This window comes from Nonomuraea rosea (assembly GCF_039539705.1).
Lineage (GTDB): Bacteria > Actinomycetota > Actinomycetes > Streptosporangiales > Streptosporangiaceae > Nonomuraea > Nonomuraea rosea.
In genome coordinates, this window is the sequence record NZ_BAABDQ010000068.1 from 1 (window position 1) to 17,392 (window position 17,392).

Annotated in this window: 15 protein-coding genes and 1 pseudogene; 9 read left to right on the forward strand and 7 right to left on the reverse strand. The window is 70.4% G+C overall.

The window, feature by feature from the left end; translation table 11 throughout:
* The first annotated feature begins 294 nt into the window (after positions 1-294).
* Both ABEA43_RS64480 and ABEA43_RS68540 read left to right on the forward strand, forming a co-directional pair.
* Positions 295-666: a transposase gene (locus ABEA43_RS64480; RefSeq protein WP_345579707.1), complete on the forward strand. Its 372-nt coding sequence runs from the start codon at positions 295-297 to the stop codon at positions 664-666.
* A gap of 74 nt (positions 667-740) precedes the next feature.
* A pseudogene (locus tag ABEA43_RS68540) lies at positions 741-968 on the forward strand (IS3 family transposase); the annotation flags it as partial.
* A 287-nt stretch (positions 969-1,255) separates the two neighbouring features.
* Here the strand turns inward: ABEA43_RS68540 and ABEA43_RS64485 are convergent.
* Positions 1,256-2,599 (reverse strand): NAD-dependent succinate-semialdehyde dehydrogenase, encoded by a 1,344-nt coding sequence (locus ABEA43_RS64485; protein WP_345579709.1) that lies wholly within the window; start codon positions 2,597-2,599, stop codon positions 1,256-1,258.
* Position 2,600: 1 nt separating this feature from the next.
* Positions 2,601-3,554, reverse strand: a complete 954-nt coding sequence (gene speB, locus ABEA43_RS64490; RefSeq protein WP_345579711.1) for an agmatinase — start codon at positions 3,552-3,554, stop codon at positions 2,601-2,603.
* A 153-nt stretch (positions 3,555-3,707) separates the two neighbouring features.
* On the opposite strand from speB, the gene ABEA43_RS64495 reads away from it, so the two are divergent.
* The 7 genes from ABEA43_RS64495 (at position 3,708) to ABEA43_RS64525 (ending at position 11,864) form a co-directional block, all read left to right on the forward strand.
* Complete coding sequence (locus ABEA43_RS64495) at positions 3,708-5,330, forward strand: N,N-dimethylformamidase beta subunit family domain-containing protein (RefSeq protein WP_345579714.1); 1,623 nt, start codon at positions 3,708-3,710, stop codon at positions 5,328-5,330.
* The gene (locus ABEA43_RS64500) at positions 5,327-5,686 is read left to right on the forward strand and encodes a cupin domain-containing protein (RefSeq protein WP_345579717.1); all 360 of its coding nucleotides are present in this window, start codon (positions 5,327-5,329) and stop codon (positions 5,684-5,686) included. The genes ABEA43_RS64495 and ABEA43_RS64500 overlap by 4 nt, the downstream gene beginning before the upstream one ends.
* 46 nt (positions 5,687-5,732) lie before the next feature.
* On the forward strand, positions 5,733-5,966 hold the full coding sequence (locus ABEA43_RS64505; protein WP_345579720.1) for a PucR family transcriptional regulator ligand-binding domain-containing protein: 234 nt from the start codon (positions 5,733-5,735) through the stop codon (positions 5,964-5,966).
* Positions 5,963-7,195 (forward strand): PucR family transcriptional regulator, encoded by a 1,233-nt coding sequence (locus tag ABEA43_RS64510; RefSeq protein WP_345579724.1) that lies wholly within the window; start codon positions 5,963-5,965, stop codon positions 7,193-7,195. The genes ABEA43_RS64505 and ABEA43_RS64510 overlap by 4 nt, the downstream gene beginning before the upstream one ends.
* A gap of 148 nt (positions 7,196-7,343) precedes the next feature.
* Entirely contained in the window at positions 7,344-8,813 is a 1,470-nt protein-coding gene (locus tag ABEA43_RS64515; RefSeq protein WP_345579727.1) for an APC family permease, read from the forward strand.
* Positions 8,806-11,298, forward strand: coding sequence for a CehA/McbA family metallohydrolase (locus ABEA43_RS64520; RefSeq protein WP_345579730.1), 2,493 nt, complete (start codon positions 8,806-8,808; stop codon positions 11,296-11,298). Before ABEA43_RS64515 ends, ABEA43_RS64520 begins: the two co-directional genes overlap by 8 nt.
* Positions 11,190-11,864 (forward strand): tyrosine-type recombinase/integrase, encoded by a 675-nt coding sequence (locus ABEA43_RS64525; protein WP_345579733.1) that lies wholly within the window; start codon positions 11,190-11,192, stop codon positions 11,862-11,864. Before ABEA43_RS64520 ends, ABEA43_RS64525 begins: the two co-directional genes overlap by 109 nt.
* Here ABEA43_RS64525 and ABEA43_RS64530 read toward each other — a convergent pair.
* From ABEA43_RS64530 to ABEA43_RS64550, 5 genes are all read right to left on the reverse strand, one after another.
* Positions 11,755-12,420, reverse strand: a complete 666-nt coding sequence (locus ABEA43_RS64530) for a DUF6192 family protein (RefSeq protein WP_345579736.1) — start codon at positions 12,418-12,420, stop codon at positions 11,755-11,757. The two genes, ABEA43_RS64525 and ABEA43_RS64530, sit on opposite strands and share 110 nt — an antisense overlap.
* Positions 12,421-12,557: 137 nt before the next feature.
* The gene (locus ABEA43_RS64535) at positions 12,558-14,930 is read right to left on the reverse strand and encodes an FtsX-like permease family protein (RefSeq protein ID WP_345579739.1); all 2,373 of its coding nucleotides are present in this window, start codon (positions 14,928-14,930) and stop codon (positions 12,558-12,560) included.
* Positions 14,931-15,052: 122 nt separating this feature from the next.
* On the reverse strand, positions 15,053-15,745 hold the full coding sequence (locus ABEA43_RS64540; RefSeq protein WP_345579742.1) for an ABC transporter ATP-binding protein: 693 nt from the start codon (positions 15,743-15,745) through the stop codon (positions 15,053-15,055).
* Entirely contained in the window at positions 15,742-16,281 is a 540-nt protein-coding gene (locus ABEA43_RS64545) for a PadR family transcriptional regulator (RefSeq protein WP_345579745.1), read from the reverse strand. Before ABEA43_RS64545 ends, ABEA43_RS64540 begins: the two co-directional genes overlap by 4 nt.
* A 355-nt stretch (positions 16,282-16,636) precedes the next feature.
* Positions 16,637-17,368: a hypothetical protein gene (locus ABEA43_RS64550; RefSeq protein ID WP_345579748.1), complete on the reverse strand. Its 732-nt coding sequence runs from the start codon at positions 17,366-17,368 to the stop codon at positions 16,637-16,639.
* Positions 17,369-17,392: the final 24 nt, after the last annotated feature.

Genomic DNA, 17,392 nt, shown 5'->3' on the forward strand with positions numbered 1-17,392 from the left:
GCAAGCACGTCGGCCGTACGCTTGGCTTCGGCGAGTGAGCCCGCAAATCGAGTCACCACGGCTTGGCGGCCGTCCGGCCACTCGGCGTAGATGGCGCCGCCGAGCCTCCCATGCAGAGCGCGGCCGAGGATCCTCAAACCCGCGCCGGTACGCCGATTGATCGCTGAGACGATCTCGTGATCTCGCGTCGTCGGAGACCTGCTATCCATATCCGTAGCCTTACGTCAGACCGCAATCAGGCGGTCATGGCCTTCCCCCTCATAACGTGGAGACCGAACCGGGAGAGGTTTGGTCGTGGCAGCAGTCACGCGGCGGCGCTTTGATCCGGAGTTCCGGGTGGGCGCGGTGCGTATCGTCAAGGAGACCGGCAAGCCCGTGGCGCAGGTGGCGCGGGATCTGGGGATCAGCCCGTACACCTTGCACAATTGGGTGCAGATGGATCGGCTCGCCGAGCACTACAACGGCGACGGCAGCGATAGGGGCAAGACGCTGGAGGAGTCCGAGCAGGAGGAACTGGCCCGGCTGCGGCGGGAGAAGGCCGCGCTGGCCAAGCAGCACGCCGAGGAGAAGGCGACGTGGGAGAAGGAACGCGCCGAGCTGGAAGACGAGCGTGATGTCCTCAAGCGTTCGGTGGTCTTGTGGGTCAAAGAGGCGATGGGCCGATAAGTGTGGCGGCCTTCATCAGCTCCCAGAAGACCGAGCACGGCATCGACCACATCATCTCCTGCCGGGCCTTGGGGGTGTCGCAGTCCTGGTACTACAAGTGGAGGAACCGCATCGGCCAGGACGCGGCCACCGCCCGCCAGCGCCGGCGGGCCGACCTGGATGCGCAGATCGCCTGCTCGTTCGAGTCTTCCGGCGGCACTTACGGTTCGCCGCGGATCACCCGTGACCTGCATAAGGCGGGCTGGCGGGTCTCGGAGAACACGGTCGCGGCGCGGATGGCCGAGCTCGGGCTCATCGCTCGCGTGCGGCGTAAGCCGCGGTCGCTGACCCGGCAGGGCAAGCGGCCGGCCGCCCCGGACCTGGTCCAGCGCAATCGGCGTGGCCATCGCTTCGGACGAGCAGATCGTCGTCGGCTTCGGTCACGAAGTCGTCGTGCTGAGCACGGCGACGGCGTTCGCTCCGAAGACATAACTGCAAGCCGCTGCCCCGGCTGGGCGTGCCGGACTTGGCCGGGGGCGGCAGAGCCCTCGTTGCGCCGTCCACCGGGTGGCATGGCCGATGGTCTCTCACCAAGGAGACTGACGAAGGTTCAGTGTGCCAAGATGCGGATCAGCTTCTTGTTGACGAACTCCTCGATGCCGGGGCGGCCGAGTTCGCGGCCGAAGCCGGAGCGTTTGATCCCGCCGAAAGGCAGTTCCGCGCTCTCGGCCAGGACGCCGTTGACGAACACCATGCCCGCCTCGATGCGGTCGGCGACGCGTCCCGCCTGTTGCGGATCGGTGGTGAAGACATAGGAGCCGAGGCCGTATGGGGTGTCGTTGGCGATCTGGACGGCGTGGTGCTCGTCGGCGGCCCGGAAGAGCATCGCGACCGGCCCGAAGAGTTCCTGGTGGGCGACGTCGTGCTGGCTGGTGACGCCGGTCAGGACACCGGCCGGGAAGTACGCCCCGTGCCGCCGTCCGGTGCTGATCAGGGTGGCGCCCTGTGCCACGGCGGCGTCGACCTGGCGGGCGAGGAGGTCGGCCGCGTCCTGCGAGGACAGGGGTGTGGCGGGTGAACGGGCGAGAAGTCGTTCGGTGAACTTCGCTACGAAGTCCTCGTAGAGGGTCTCGACGATGATGAACCTCTTGGCGGCGTTGCACGCCTGGCCGGTGTTGTCCAGCCGGGCGGCGACGGCGTGGTCCACGGTGGCGTCGAGGTCGTCGGTGGACAGGACGATGAACGGGTCGGAGCCGCCGAGTTCGAGAACGATCTTCTTGAGGTGGCGTCCGGCGAGCTCGGCGACGGCGGCTCCGGCTCGCTCGGAGCCGGTGAGGGAGACGCCCCGCAGCCGCGGGTCCGCGATCATGCGGGCGACCTGTTCGTGGGTGGCGTAGATGTTGACGTAGGCGCCTTTGGTGAAGCCCGCGTCGAGGAAGATCTGCTCCAGCGCCGCGGCGGAGGCGGGGCACTGCGGCGCGTGCTTGAGCAGCAGGGTGTTCCCGGCCGCGAGGTTCGGGGCGGCGAAGCGGGCCACCTGGTAGGCGGGGAAGTTCCACGGCATGATCCCCAGCAGCGTGCCGAACGGGCTACGGCGCAGGACCGCGCTGCCCTGCCCGGCGCCGATGTCGATCGGCTCGTCTGCGAGGAAGGCAGCGGCATGGTCGGCGTAGTAGGCGTAGATGTCGACGCAGAAGTCGATCTCGCCTTCGGCTTCGGCGAGGGGTTTGCCCATCTCCCGCACGATGGTCGCGGCGAGGTCGGCGCGACGCTCGCGGTGCAGGTCCGCGACCTTGCGCAGCAGGACCGCGCGGCCGGCGACGGTGCCGGTACGAGCGAGCGCCCCGTGGGCGGCGGTCAGCGCGTCCTCGATGCCGGCATCGGTGGCGGTCGGATAGGTGGCGGCTACCTCGCCGGTGGCCGGATCGATGACGGCGTAGGTGATGTCCGGCATGTCAGGCTCCTTCGCAGGAGCGGGCCGCCATGAGGGTGACCAGGTCGTAGGCGACATGGGAGGCGGCGACCGCGGTGATCTCGGCGTGATCGTAGGCCGGAGCCACCTCGACGACGTCCGCGCCGACCAGGCGGGCCCCGGCCAGGCCGCGCAGGATCTCGAGCAGTTCGCGGCTGGTCAGGCCGCCGGCCTCGGGGGTGCCGGTGCCGGGCGCGTGTGCCGGGTCGAGCACGTCGATGTCGATGGACACGTAGAGCGGCCGGTCGCCGATGCGCTGCCGCAGAGCGTCCACCACCTCATCCGCGCCTCGGCGCATGACGTCTGCGCTGGTGACGATGCCGAAGCCCAGGCGTCTGTCCTCGTCGAGGTCGCGCTTGCCGTACAGCGGGCCGCGGGTGCCGACGTGGCTGATGGCCTCGGTGTCCAGCAGGCCCTCCTCGGCGGCTCGCCGGAAAGGCGTCCCGTGGGTGTATTCGGCGCCGAAGTAGGTGTCCCAGGTGTCGAGGTGCGCGTCGAAGTGCAGCAGTGCGACCGGGCCATGTTTCTTGGCCACAGAGCGCAGCAGCGGCAGCGCGATCGTGTGGTCGCCGCCGATCGTGACGAGCCGGGTCCCGTCGGCGCTCAGGCCGGTGACGGCCTCCTCGATGGTCTCGACGGCCTCGTCGATGGCGAACGGGTTGCAGGCTACGTCGCCGCCGTCGGCGACCTGCTGGACAGCGAACGGCGAGATGTCCAGCCCGGGATGGTACGGCCGCAGCAACCGGCTGGCCTCACGCACGGCCGTCGGCCCGAAGCGCGCTCCGGGACGGTATGACACACCGCTGTCGAACGGCACGCCCACGACCGCGACGTCGGCGTGCCCCACCTCGGCCAGGCGGGGCAGCCGGGCGAAGGTCGCCGGTCCGGCAAAGCGCGGGACGCGGGAGGAGTCGACGGGCCCCCGAGGCTCGGTCATCTTCAGTCAGTCCTTCCGTAGGCACGCCGAAGACTACGAGCCGTGGCTCCGGCCTTCTTTGGCCAAAGCGTCCACCGGGGTTGTGCATGTCGTCCATATCGCCGAAAAGCCCAGTTCATAAGCTCAGAGGCGACAAACACGTGAAGGAGGGTCGTGAGCGACACGATCGAGCGGGCCGGGCTCCCGGCCGCTTTCGCCTGGTCTCCCAAGGGGTGGCCGTCCGAACGCGCGTTCGCGGCACCGGACGCCGCCGAAGTCTGGTGCTACACCGACAAGTTTTCCTATCGCCCTGGGGAGACCGTACGGTTTCACCTCAGCGCCGGCGTCCCGTTCTTCGACCTGGAGGTGCTGCGCGACGGGCTGGAGCCGCAGGTCGTGTGGTCGCGCAGCGGGCTGTCCGCGGGACGTTTCGAGGCGCCGCACGACGCACATGCCACCGGCTGCGGCTGGCCTGTGGGGCTGGAGCTGGAGATTCCGGCCGACTGGCGCAGCGGCTTCTACATCGTCACCGTGCGTGCGACCACTCCCGCCGGCGAGTTGTGGGAACGCGAGCATTTTTTCGTCGTCAAGGCGCCGGCCGACCGGCGGGCACCCGCCGTGCTGGTGCTGACCACCAGCACGATGCTGGCCTACAACGACTGGGGCGGGGCCAATCACTACCGAGGGCTGGGAGACGATCCCCGCGCCGACGCCGGCTCGCCGCTGGCCTCGACGCGGCGTCCGATCGCCCGCGGCATGATCCGCAAGCCGGCCGGCGCACCGAGGGAAGCCAACACGGGCTCGTTGCCGATGTACGGCGCCCCGCGCTATCCCTCCTACGAGTGGGCGCGGTTGTTCGGCTACAGCCGGCACCACGCCGACGCGTTCTGGGCCACCTATGAGCGGCACTTCGTGGTGTGGGCCGAGCGCCACGGTTACGAGCTGGACTACCTGACCCAGCATGATCTGCACTTCGATCCCCAGTCGCTGGATGGGTACGCTTGCGCGATTGTGGTCGGCCATGACGAGTACTGGTCGTGGCGGATGCGTGACACCGTCGACGCCTTCGTGGACGCGGGTGGCAGGCTGGCCAGGTTCGGCGGCAACTATCAGTGGCAGGTCCGGCTCAGCGACGACGGCGCCACCCAATACTGCTACCGGTTGCCCTCCGCCGACCCGGAGGCCGCGCGGACGCCCCATCTGGCCACGACCGTGTGGGAGGCCAAGTCGGTCGGCAGGCCCGGCGCGACCACCATGGGGCTGAACGGCCTGGGCGGGATCTACAACCGCTACGGCGTCGCCGCCCCCCGGTCGTCGGGAGGGTTCACCGTCTACCGGCCGCACCACTGGGCGATGGAGGGAACCGACCTCTACTACGGTGACCTGCTTGGCGGGCCGCCGTCGTTCCTGGCCGCCTTCGAGTTGGACTCGGTGGAGTACACGTTCCGTCGTGGGTTGCCGTATCCGACGTCGGAGGACGGCGCCCCAGAGACCCTGGAGATCCTCGCGCTCGCGCCTGCGGTACGGGGGGAGGAGGACCGTTTCGGCGGCTGCGTGCCGATCGGTGGGCCGGAGGAGGAGGTGTACGCCTACAACGCCGACCTCGGTGACGACTTGCCTGCGTACGTGCACGAAGGCGAGATGCGCGGCGCCGGCATGATCGCCGCCTTCACCCGCGGTGGGGGAGAGGTGTTCAACGGGGGCAGCACGGAGTGGGCGCATGTGCTCAGCCTGGGTGATCCGTTCGTGGAACGCATCACGCACAATGTTCTGCGGCGCTTCGGAGCCACGCGGTGAGCATCGACCAGGTACGCGCGATCCATGCCGGAGCCGGGGAGCGGTTCGTGCCTCCGCTCAGCGACTACCGTCTGCTGTCCGCCGGTTGGGCCGAGGAGGAGTTCCGTGTGTTCGGCGGAGAGGCGACCTCGTTCACCGGCGGCTACTGGACCGGAGAGCCGGGCGCCGTGCGCTTCGACTCCTGGCCCTACGACGAGATCTGCGTGATCCTCAAGGGACGGGTCGCGGTGCGGGACGCGGCGGGACGCCGTAAGGACTTCAGCGCGGGTGAGGCGTTCTATGTCCCTCAGGGCTTCCAGGGGGATTGGATCACCGTGGAGCCGAGCGAGAAGATCTTCCTCGCCGTCTGCAGGTGAGTCCGTCCTGGTCAGAGCAATTCGGGCGGACGGCTAGCGTGGCGTCATGGTGCCGCTGAACATGTTCGTCGCCCGGCTGGGGCTCCAGGTGCTCGCGGGCGCTGACCGCCTCGACGTCCCGATCCGCTGGGTGCACGTCAGCGAACTGCCCGATCCCTCCCGGTTCCTGCAAGGGGACGAACTGCTGCTGCTGGCCGGGACCAGCCTGCGGCCCGACGACTGTGCGGACTATGCGGCCCGGGTGAAGGAGGCCGGTGTCGCGGCCCTGGGTTCGGCGTGACACCGGTCTTCGACCAGGTGCCGCCCGAACTCGTCGCCGCCTGCCAGGCGAACGGCCTTCCGCTGCTGGCGGTTCCTCCAGCGGTGACGTTCGAGTCCTGCGCCGAGGTGCTCTACGGCGAGTTGCTCTCCTCCGAGCTGTCGGAGATCAGGCGGCTCACCGAAGCGCAGCGCGCCCTGATCAAGACCGCCGCAGGCCCGTCACCCCTCACCAGGACGCTGGAACTGCTGGCCGCGCACGTCGGAGGGTGGGCACTGCTGGCCGACCAGGTCAGGGGGAGGGAGTGGACCGGGGGCCGGCCGCGGTTCGACGATGACGTACGGGCGGCCATCGGCCGCGTCTGCGCCAGCACCAGCCCCGCGAGCGCCACCATGAGCTCGGCCGACCAGCGGGTCATGATCCAGTCTGTGGCGGGCCCGCTGCCGTCCGGCTACGCGCTGGCGGTCGGCGCTCCGGTCATGGCCGGTGTCACCGACCAGGTTGTCATCACCACGGCGGCCTCGCTGCTGGGCCTGCTCCTCCCCGATCCGGTCGACCACTGGCCCGCCCACCAGGTCGGCCGGGTGGCACTGGCTCAGGCGCTCGCCCCCCACTCTTCTCGCTGGGATCGGCACGCAGCCGGCGTGTTCGGGGTCGAAGCCACTCGCTGGCGAATCGTCTGTGCCCGCGCCACCGCCGGCGGCCGGGCACCGCTCGGCGAGCTGGCGTCTCTGCTGGGCTCTCCGTTCGTCGATCGGGACGGTGAGGTGTGTGTCGCCCTGGTGCCGGAGTGCGAGCCTCTGCAGAAGCTCACCGTTGATCTTTCGCGGGCAGGCTGGCTGGCCGGGATCAGCTCCCCGCACCCGGCCGGGAGGCTTGGCGAGGCCCGCGACGAGGCGGCGCGGTCCCTGCGCACGGCCCTGTTCCAGGGGTCGTCGGTGGTGAGCGGCGCCGAGGTCGACGGGCTCGCCGCCGCGCTGGACATGAGCCGCCTGCGTGACTACGCCGACCGCCGCTTCCGCCCCCTGCACGAACGCCGGCAGCAGGACGCCGGCGACCTGCTCGTGACCTTGCGGATCTGGCTTCGGCACAACGGCCACTGGGACCGGGCCGCCGAGGAGCTCGGCGTGCACCGCAACACGGTGCGCCACCGTATCGGCCAGATCGAGAGCGCCCTCGGCTGCCGGTTGGCCGACGCGGACACGCGGATGGAGCTTCACCTCGCGCTGCGCGCGATCGAGGAGCTCTGATCGCGCCGATTGTACGGAACGCACAGCCGCTTCCGCCGGGGCTGGACGGATCGTCCCTCGTCCGGCCGCCGGGGCCGCCATAAGCTCCCCCCTTAATCGCCGGGCCCACTCTTCGCACCGGTTCCCCTCCGACCAAGGAGCGACCATCATGCCAGGTCAGGACGCCGGCCAGCGCGCCGGTACCCTCGCGGGCAACGCCATGGGGACCAAAGACCTCGTCTTCACCGTCCTGGCGGCTCTCGCGCCCCTGACGCTCATCGTCGCCGTAGCCCCGCTGCACTTCCTCAAGGGCGGCGCGGCCGTCCCCGGCGGCTACCTCGTCGCCGGGGCGGTCATGGCGCTCTTCGCCGTCGGTTTCATGACCATGAGCCGTTATGTCCGCAATGCCGGGGCCTTCTACGCGGCCATCTCGCGGGGACTCGGCAAGCCGGCGGGCTCGGGAGCGGCGATGCTGGCGGTGGCCGCGTACAACGCTCTGCAGATCAGCACGTACGGTGCCCTGGGCGTCTACGCCAACACCACCTTCGCGCACTACTTCGGGCTGGACGTGCCCTGGTACGTCTTCGCCCTGGCCGGTCTGGTCTTCGTCGCCTGGCTCGGCTTCCGGGGGATCCACACCAGCGCCCGGATTCTCGGCGTCCTGCTCGTCCTGGAGACGGCCGTGCTGGTGGTGCTGGCGGTGTACGTCCTGGCCAAGGGGGGCAGCGGCGACTGGGCCGCCACGTCCTTCTCGCCCGCCACCGTGCTCGCCCCGGACAACGCCCCCATGTTCGCCCTGGTCGCCGGAGCCTTCATGGGCTTCGAGGCCACCGCGATCTTCAGCGAGGAGGCCCGGGGCGGCATCAGGACCGTCCGGCGGGCGACCTACATCGCCGTCGGCTTCATCGCCGTCTTCTACGCCTTCATCACCTGGGTCGTCGTCATCGCCTACGGCTCGGACAAGATCGCCGCCGCGGCCGAGGCGGACCCGGTCAACCTCGTCGTCGCCGTCTTCACCAGATACGTCCCCGCGCCGGTCGTCGAAGTGATGAACGTGCTGCTGCTGACCAGCGCGTTCGCCGCCCTGCTGGCGCTGCACAACGCCGCCAACCGCTACCTGTTCGCCCTCGGCAGGGAAGGGCTGCTGCCGCGGGCGCTCGGACGTACGCACCCGCGGACCCAAGCGCCGTGGCCGGCCGGGCTGTTGCAGACCGCCGTCGCGGCGGTCGCCGTCGTCGCCTTCGCCGCCACCAGAACCGACCCGTACCTGGGCCTGCTGCTGTGGGGCAGCGCCCTCGGGTTCCTCGGCATCATCGCCCTATGGGCGCTGTGCAGCCTGGCCGTCATCCGGTTCCTGCGCCGCCACGGGACCGAGGCCGGAATCTTCCGCACCACGATCGCACCCGGGCTCAGCTTCGTGGCACTGACCGTGGTGCTCGTCCTCGTCCTCGTCAACCTGCCGCTGCTGACCGGCGCGGGAACCCTCACCAACATCGTGATCATCGCGGTCGCCCTGGTGGCGGTGATCGCCGGGGTGGCACGCGCGCTGTACCTGCGATCACGCTCGCCCCACCTGTACGCCGAGCTGGGGCAGACCTCCGTGGACGAGCCGAGGACGCTGGTGGGCGAGCATGCGTGAGGGCCGCGGCTACCAGCCGGTCGACCTGTCCGGGGTGTTCAACGCGCCGCGCTCGCTGCTCGACGACGGCGCGTCCTATCCCCTGGGGTCACGCACCCTGTACGGCATCCCGTTCCTGTTCGGCGACGAGTGCGGCGACCAGGCGCTGCTGCGCGTGCGGTCAACGACGGTCACCGTCCCCGTGAGACGCGCCTTCGAGTGGATGGTGGTCGCCCACGCCCTGGAGTCCCCCGACCTGTTCGACGGCCAGACCGTAGGCGACGTCTGCGCCCACTACACGCTGGTCTACGAGGACGGGCACACCGAGCGGCTGCCGATCCGGCAGCGGTTCGAGATCGGGCCCACCCCGCGGCTGTGGAGCGACCGGGCGATCCCGCTGGACTGGGGGCAGACGCCGTTCCTGGCGGTCCCCGACGCCCAGCACCAGCTCATGCCACGCACCCACGGCCGCTACGACGCGGCCGGAGCGCGGTTCGTCGACATCGACGACCCGCAGGCCCGTTCGCCGTACGTGCTGCCCTACCGCTTCTACCTGTGGCCCTGCCGCAACCCGCGACCCGGCGTACCCGTGCGCGCCCTGGAGATCCGCTCGCTCGGGCCCGGCGTCATCATCGGCGCCGTGACCACAAGCGAGCTGGAGGAGGATCCCTTCGGGCGCACCGTGTGGCGTGACGTGCTCGTCGACCTCGACCCGGCGGCCGGCCCGGTCGCCGAGGACCTGGCCGTGAGCGTCGACCGCGGCTCGGCGACGTACCTCTATCGCCGGGTGGGCGAAGCCGGCGCCGGCTGGGGGGCGCCGCCGCAGGAGGACGGGCGCGCCTACGTACGCGTCGCCGCGACCCCCTCGGCCCGGCTGACTCTCAGGCGCGGCCCGTCCGAGATCGGCGCCTGCGACTGGGGAGCCCTGCTCGCCGCCGGATGCCACCAGGACGGCCCGGTCACCTGGCGGCTGCCCGACGCCGGCAGGGCCTGGGTGCGGACGGTGGTCCGCGACGCGGCCACCGGCGAGCCGGTGCCGTGCCGCATCCACTTCAGATCGCCGGACGGCGTCCCCTACCCGCCGCACGGGCATCACGGGCACATCAACTCCGACGGAAACACCTGGAACCTCGACATCGGCGGCGACGTGCGGATCGGCGCCACGACCTACTCCTACATCGACGGCACCTGCGAGGGCTGGCTGCCGCTGGGCGAGGTCACGGTGGAGGCGGCGCGCGGCTTCGAGTACGAGCCCGTGCGCACCACCGTCATCATCCGGCCCGGCCAGGCCGAACTGGAGCTGACGCTGACCCGGATGACCGATCTGAGCTCCACCGGCTGGTACAGCGGCGACACCCACGTGCACTTCGTCTCGACCCTCGGCGCCGAGCTGGAAGCGCGCGGCGAGGACGTCCGTGTCACCAACCTGCTGCTCAGCCAGTGGGGACACCTGTTCACCGGCACTGAGGAGTTCACCGGACACCCGCACACCTCCGCCGACGGCCACACCCATGTCTTCGCCGGCCAGGAGAACCGCAGCGGGATGCTGGGCCACATCAACCTGCTCGGCCTGCGCCGGCCCGTCATGCCCTGGTGCACGGGCGGCGCCGAGGAGTCCGAGCTCGGCGGCGGACTGGAGACCACTCTGTCCCACTGGGCCGACGAATGCCACGCGCAGGGCGGCACGGTCGTCCTCGCGCACTTCCCGGTGCCGAACGGGGAGGCCGCCGCCCTGCTCGCCACCGGGCGGCTGGACGCCGTCGAGATGATCGCCTACGACCCGTACAACATCCAGGAGTACTACCGCTACCTCAACGCCGGGTACCGGGTGACGCTGGTCGGCGGCACGGACAAGATGAGCAGCGAGGTGCCGATCGGTCTCATCCGCACCTACGCCCACGTGCCACCGGAGGAGGAACTGGACTACTGGACGTGGTGCCGGGCCGTGCGGGAGGGAGCCACCTTCGTGACCAGCGGGCCGCTGCTCAGCCTGGACGTCAACGGCCACCGGCCGGGCCAGGACGTCCAGGCGGCGACCGGCGCGTCCCTCGACGTTTCCGCGCGCGCCGAGTCGATCTTTGCCATCGATCGCATCGAGATCGTCGTCAACGGCCGCGTCGTCGCTGAGCACCGCACCCCACAGCCGTCGAGAACACTCGAACTGGCCGCCACCGTGCCGATCGGCGAAGACTCATGGATCGCCGCACGATGCTACGGACCCGGCGCCGACGTCGCCAGGCACCACGACGTGTGGGCGCGGCCGATCATGGCGCACACCTCGCCCGTCTACGTGTGCACCGGCCCAACGTACGAACGCTTCGACGCGGGCACGGTCGAGCACATGCTGAATCTCGTCGAAGGGTCGCTCGCCTACATCGACGAGCGGAGCCGGCGGCTGTGGCCGGGGAGGGTCTGCCATCGGCATGGGCGGGAAGACCATCTGGCGTTCCTGCGAGCGCCCTTCCTGGAGGCTCGCGACCTGCTGGAGCGCAGAAGGACCGGCTGATCAGCTGTTCGAGACCGCCTACGTTTGCGGGCGCCCGCGCCCCCGAAGTCTGCGGCCTTTACGTCGAAGACCTCGATTTGCGGCTGGATGACGAACACATCCGCCTCCACGGCAAGGGTGGCAGCGTACACACCGTCCTGCTCGGCGACCGCGGCTACGCCGCCCTGCTCAAGCTCTACCTGGCCCGCGCCGCCTACACCGCGGGGCCGCTGTTCCGCGCCTCCATCAACGGCCGCGGCGGGCCGCTGTCCTACGACGCCGCCCACCACCGCTGGCAGAGCTACTGCACCGCCGCACGCGTCCAGATCGACGTCCGCCAGCTGCGCCACGCCCACGCCACCGAGCTCATCAACGCCGGGGTGTCCATCGAGGCCGTCCGGCGCCGCCTCGGCCACGCCTCCACCGAGACGACGCAGCTGTACGCGCTGCTGGACGACAAGGTGGCCAACGCTGAGGTCAGAACCCTCGGAAGATGCCGTCGCCGTCCATGGCGTTGGCGAATTCGGCGAAGTCCATGTTGCCGATCGAGAGGTTGGCCTCGATCGAATACAGCTCGGTCGCGATGACCCGCATCTGGCGCCCCCTCTCCACCCCAAGGTCGACGAGAAGCAGCGGCATCTCCGGGGGCATGGTCTGCTCGCCGCGCAGCAGGCGGGCCAAGCCTTCATCCAGACTGACGTCGTCCGACGCGATCGCGGCCTCCAACCAATCGGCTGTCGCCCGGACGCGTGCCACGTTGCGCTTTACAGCGGTGCGCTCGTCGCCGGTGAGCTGACTGCTCGGGTGCGGCCTGGGCACCGCCGGGAGAGCGCGAAGGCTCGACTTCCACGGTGAGGTCGCCCAGGAAAAATTGCGCCTGGTCTGCTGTTCGACGAGCTGATCGTAACGTTCCTGGGTGACGTGCCCGATCATGGCTGGCATGGTCCGCTCTCCCTCGCGCGACGTGCGGGACAACGGCGGGATGCGGACCACCAACGACAGGCCGACATCGGAGCCGCGTTCCGCCGGCGGCGGCTCGGTCATTTCCGCGACGCGTCCGCCTTCGCGCGCTACCGGAACGCCTACGACCAGGCCATGGCCGGGCTTCCCGAACCCGATCAGCTCCAGGACGTGGTGACTCACATCAGGACCGTCCCTGTCCATCGCTTCGGCACCGGCGATGGCATACCGCTTCTATCCGATCGGCGGCGTCCTCTGAGTGATGCGCTGAACCATTGCCCCGAACCCCGCCGTAGTCACGATCAGACCATGGTCCGATGTCACAGGAGCCGGCGGGCAAGGGGCAGTCTGGTCCGGGTGATCAGCGCCGCCACAGTCGCCAGTACGGGCAGCCCCACCACCACGGCGATCACGAACGGCCACGGTATGGCGAGCGTGGCGGGATCCCCGGCGCCGTGCGTCGTCATCGGCCGGCTCAGCGCCACGCCCGTCACCGTTCCCGCGACCAGCCCCACCAACGCGCCGAGCCCGGAGATGTAGAGAGCCTGGCCGGCCACGACCATCCGCAACGTTCCCGGCGGGGCGCCGATGGCCATCATCGTCGAACGCTCAGGCCGCATGTCGGCAGCCGCCAGGCCAGTGGCGGCCAGCGTGCCACCGACGACGAGGACAAGAGCACCCACCAGCCAGCTCCACAAGCCGGGATCGGGCACATTGCGATAGCCCTCCTCGGAGGCGACCGTGACGCGGCGGGTCACCTTGGCGAGATCGCGCCCCAGCGTGGAGCCGGCCGGCGGCCGGTACATGGCGTAGAGCGCACGCTCCGCCGTCGCGAAACCGGCCTGCTCGACCACGGTGCGCGGCAGCAGGGCCCCGCCCTGGTGCTCGTCGGCGGGGGTGGCCAGCACCGCCGGCACTTCGAGTTTGCGGGCGGGGCCGGACGTGGAGCCGGCCCGCAGCGCCAGTTTGCCATCGTGTACCGCGGCCGCGTCGAACACCACGGCCTTGCCGCTCGCCAGCGCCGCGGCCGCCTGCGGATCGTGGCGCCCTTGCAGGAGCCTGAGCAGAGCCTGGTCGCCGATGGCCGCCGTGCGACGCGTGCGTATCCCGTTCCATCGCACCGTGTACCGCAACGCGTAGCGGCGGCCCTCGACGTCCTTCGCCTGGTAGCCGGCGGCCAGCGGCACGTTCGGCAACCGCCGGGCCGTCTCTGCGCGAAGCTTGTTCCAGGTCCCGTCGGCCATGGTGCCGCCCCAGATCGCCAGCATGCCGGTCGGGCGCGCCGAAGTGTAGGCGTTGCGCCGGTCCATGTATTCGCTCTGCGTGCCGATGCCCACAGCGACGACCGTGGCCGTGACGGCCATGACGGCCGCCACGGCGCTCGCCGTCCGGGATCGGTGGCGGACCGCGTCGCGGACGGACACCCGCAGTGGCAGCCGCAACCGCGTGGCGACCCTTCCGGTGAGGCGGACCAGCCATGGTGTCAGCACCACCAGGCCGATCATGACCAGCACCGCGGCGGACCACACCCATAGTGAGTCCGGCTGGCGGCGCGCCACCACGGTCGCCGCCAGCCCGGCCAGCACCAGCACGCCCCCTGCCAGGGGCCATCCGGGCCGATCGGCCACGGCGGGCGCGCGGCCGGCCAGCACGCTCACGGTGTCCTGCCGAGCCGCCTGTACGGCAGGCACCAGCGCCGCCACGGTCCCGGCGATCAGGCCCAGCGCGGCAACACCCAGCACCGGTGCCCACGGCACCTCCACCGGGCCGGCCTGCCCTCCCCAGCGCGCGACGATCGGGGCGCCCAGCGCTCCGGCCCCGATGCCCAGCACCGTGGCCATGAAGGTGGCCGCACCGCCGAGGACCAGTCCGTCGGCCAGCACGATCGTCCGCAGGTGCCTGGCCGAGCCGCCCTGCGCCGCGATCTCGGCCAGCTCCCGCCGCCGTCGCCGGAGCCCGACCGCGAAAGCCGGCCCGGCCAGCAGCACCGTCTCCAGCACCACCATGACCACCATGGCGCCGAGCCCGACCGTGTGCTGGACCTCCGCAGGGAAGAACCGGGCAGGGGCGCGTGGCGAGTCCGGGATCATGGCGCGAGAGGTGACGTACAGACCGGCCTTGTTCAGTGCGGGCACGTCGGCCCAGACCACCGGCTTGGGGGTGTCAGCGAGCCATCCGGCGCCGTACTCGCCCGGAGACCAGAATTGATCCGACGGCGCCAGCGAGAGATCAGGACCGACGACCTGCCGGAGCGACGGCCGGTGCGGGTGCTCGACCACGCCCACCACCGTCAGCGGCGCCGCGCCGGGTGACTGCACGAGATCGCCTAGCCGCAGGCCGGACGCGGATGTCACCGCGACCTCGCGGGCGGCGGGAAACCTGCCCTCTGCCAGCGTCAGCATTCCCTTGGTCAGGGGATCGCGCAGGTCGATCTCCAGCGCGTCGACCCGTTCGGTGCCCAGCTGGAGCACGCCGGTGTTGAAGGGGATCAACCGGGTGCCCGGTCCGAGCAGGGCCGCCACCTCGGCGGCCCTGAGCTCGGAAGCGGCCGCTCCATCGCCCTCCGTGGTCCAGCTCGCCCCGTTCGGCTCCTGGCGGAGCACCGTACCTGCGGGTGCCGGCACGAGGCGGGCGTCGGCCGCGCCGAGCTCGGCCACCTGACCCTCCCGCCCGGTGACGGTCATGGTCGCCATGAGAGTGAGAGTCGCCGTGATCACCAAGACGGGCAAACCGATCATCACCATGATGAGCGCGCTTCGTCCCCGGGAACGCCACGCGCTCCGGCGGGCGATGCGCAGCGCTGCGCGAACGGCGCTCATCGGGCGCTCTCCAGCGAAACGTTCGTGGAATCCGCGATCATCCCGTCACGGAGGAACACCACACGGTCGGCCCAGGCGGCGTAGCGCGGCTCATGGCTGACGAGCAGGACCGCGGCGCCCGCGTCACAGCGAGCCCGTAAGGTTCGCAGGATCTCATCGCCGGTGTGCGTGTCGAGCGCGCCGGTCGGTTCGTCGGCCAGCAGCAGGCGCCGCTCGCCGACCAAGGCGCGGGCGATCGCGACCCGCTGACGCTGGCCACCGGACAGCTCCTCGGGGAAGCGGTCGGCCAGCTCTTCCGCGTCGATCTCCGCCAGCACGGCCATGGCCTCCTGCCGAGCCCGGCTTGAGCGCAGGCCGTCGAGCTCGCGTGGCAGCATCACGTTCTCCGCCGCCGTCAGCGACGGGATCAGATTGAGGTCCTGGAAGACATAGCCGACGCTGCTGCGCCGCAGCGCCGCCAGATCGCGGACGGTGGCCAGGTCCTGCTCGCCGATGTGCACCGTGCCCGAGGTGGGCCGGTCGAGCCCGCCCGCGAGGTTGAGCAGGGTCGACTTGCCGGACCCGGACGGGCCCATGACCGCGACCAGTTCCCCCACGTCGACCTTAAGGTTCACACCCTTCAGAGCGTGTACGGCTGTCGCTCCTTCGCCGTGAACTCTGGCCACCTCAGCCAGCCGTACGAACGTCATCTTTCCTCCATCAGAACGGCCTCGCAGTGGTCCAGCCATCGTTGCTCGGCCTCGGCCTTGAAGATCATGGAATCGAGCACGAGCCGCTGGGCCGCGCCTTCAGTGGCGGCTCGCTTGGTCCTGGTCAGCCGCTGAAGGTCGCGCATGGTCGCCGTCCGCTGCTTGCGGATGACCTCGGCGACGTCTGCCTTCTTGGCCGCGACGGCCATGGCCAGCTTGATGACCAGCTCGTCCCGCGGCCGGTCGGAGTGGATGACCGGAGTGCTGAACCATCGCTCCACTTCCTCCCGACCGGCCGCGGTGATCGTGTAGACGACCCGGCCCTGCTCATCCGACTCGCCAGGCTTGACCAGGCCGTCGCGCTCCAAGCGGGACAACGTTGTGTAGACCTGGCCGATGTTGAGCGGCCAGGTCTCCCCGGTCGACACCTCGAACTCCGCCCGCAATTGATAGCCATGCCGAGGCCCCATGCTGAGTAGGGCGAGAAGCCCGTGTCTGACCGGCATGAGTACTAAGTATGCATACGCAGTATGCATAACTCAAGAGATTCGCAGCGCTAGGGCGCGCGTACCCGACCGAGGGGGCCACGATCAACCCGGTCGGGACAGCTCACACCCGCCCGCGTCCGGCGCGGGTTTCGGAACCTCCGCCCACTCCTCGCCCAACCGGCCGCGCACCCAAACCCTCCAAACCCGGCTCGGGGCGCCCACCCGGCGTCCCCAACCGCCGGCCCGCACCCCGCTACGACGTCGGCAAGACCGTCAAACGCGGCCGCACCCTCGCAGCCCTCCAACAATCCGGACGATGAAGAAGAAATCAGGCGTGTGAACATCCCGGCGCAGCCGAGTCGATTTCGTGCTCGGCCGCGCCGGCGTGCCTGTGAGGTAGCGATCAGTCGGCCCGGTCGTCGGGGTCGGACCTCGTTCCCGTGTCGAACCTCGCTGTCACGGGCGCGGTGCTCCAGTCGCTCACCTCATCGCCCCTGTCGACGCGCAACAGCCGCGCCTGCGTGGCTTCCATCAGCTGGTCGGCGCCGGGCAGGAACTCCGGGCCGTTGACGAAGTGCATGACGGCTCCGACGACGTCCTGTCTGTCGTCCTCGTCGAGGTCCTCGGCGTCGAACGGCCTCCAGCCCGTCGCGGTGGCCGCCGCGAGAAGGCGAGCGGGGTCGTGGACGTGCACCTCCAGCAGGCTGATCGTGCGTACGACCGGCCCTGGGAAGGCGTCGAGGCAGGCGTCGTGCGGTGTGCGGCTCTCAAGGTCGCCACCGAGGCCGGCCGAGTCGCGGCGGCCGCGCCGCAGGGACTCCCACGTGGCGGCGAGTTCGGGAGTGTCGGCCCAGGTCCCGTTCACGACATCGGCCAGCGTGCGTCGGAAGGAGGCGGCGGGCGCGTCGGGCAGAGCCGCTGCGATCCGCTCCGACTCAGCGCGGGCGGCGGGGCCCAGGCCGTTCTCCAGCACCGAGGAGAGAAGGTAGGCGGCGTGCTGGGCAAGGGCGGGATCGGTGCAGGTCAGTACGGCATGCAGGGTCGCGGGCTGGCGGGAGCGCTCGACGAGGGCGTACACCCTGCTCTTGGCGCGAGTGTGCTCGCAGTGGAAGGCGCGAGGGACCGCAGAGGTCATGACGGGTTCTCCATCAACGTGAGG

Excerpts from the sequence above, each read along its gene's own strand:
- ABEA43_RS64485 (WP_345579709.1), bottom strand. The coding sequence starts at position 2,599 with ATGCCGGACATCACCTACGCCGTCATCGATCCGGCCACCGGCGAGGTA.
- speB (WP_345579711.1), bottom strand. The coding sequence starts at position 3,554 with ATGACCGAGCCTCGGGGGCCCGTCGACTCCTCCCGCGTCCCGCGCTTT.
- ABEA43_RS64505 (WP_345579720.1), top strand. The coding sequence starts at position 5,733 with ATGGTGCCGCTGAACATGTTCGTCGCCCGGCTGGGGCTCCAGGTGCTC.
- ABEA43_RS64515 (WP_345579727.1), top strand. The coding sequence starts at position 7,344 with ATGCCAGGTCAGGACGCCGGCCAGCGCGCCGGTACCCTCGCGGGCAAC.
- ABEA43_RS64520 (WP_345579730.1), top strand. The coding sequence starts at position 8,806 with ATGCGTGAGGGCCGCGGCTACCAGCCGGTCGACCTGTCCGGGGTGTTC.
- ABEA43_RS64535 (WP_345579739.1), bottom strand. The coding sequence starts at position 14,930 with ATGGCGACCATGACCGTCACCGGGCGGGAGGGTCAGGTGGCCGAGCTC.
- ABEA43_RS64540 (WP_345579742.1), bottom strand. The coding sequence starts at position 15,745 with ATGACGTTCGTACGGCTGGCTGAGGTGGCCAGAGTTCACGGCGAAGGA.
- ABEA43_RS64545 (WP_345579745.1), bottom strand. The coding sequence starts at position 16,281 with ATGCATACTGCGTATGCATACTTAGTACTCATGCCGGTCAGACACGGG.
- ABEA43_RS64550 (WP_345579748.1), bottom strand. The coding sequence starts at position 17,368 with ATGACCTCTGCGGTCCCTCGCGCCTTCCACTGCGAGCACACTCGCGCC.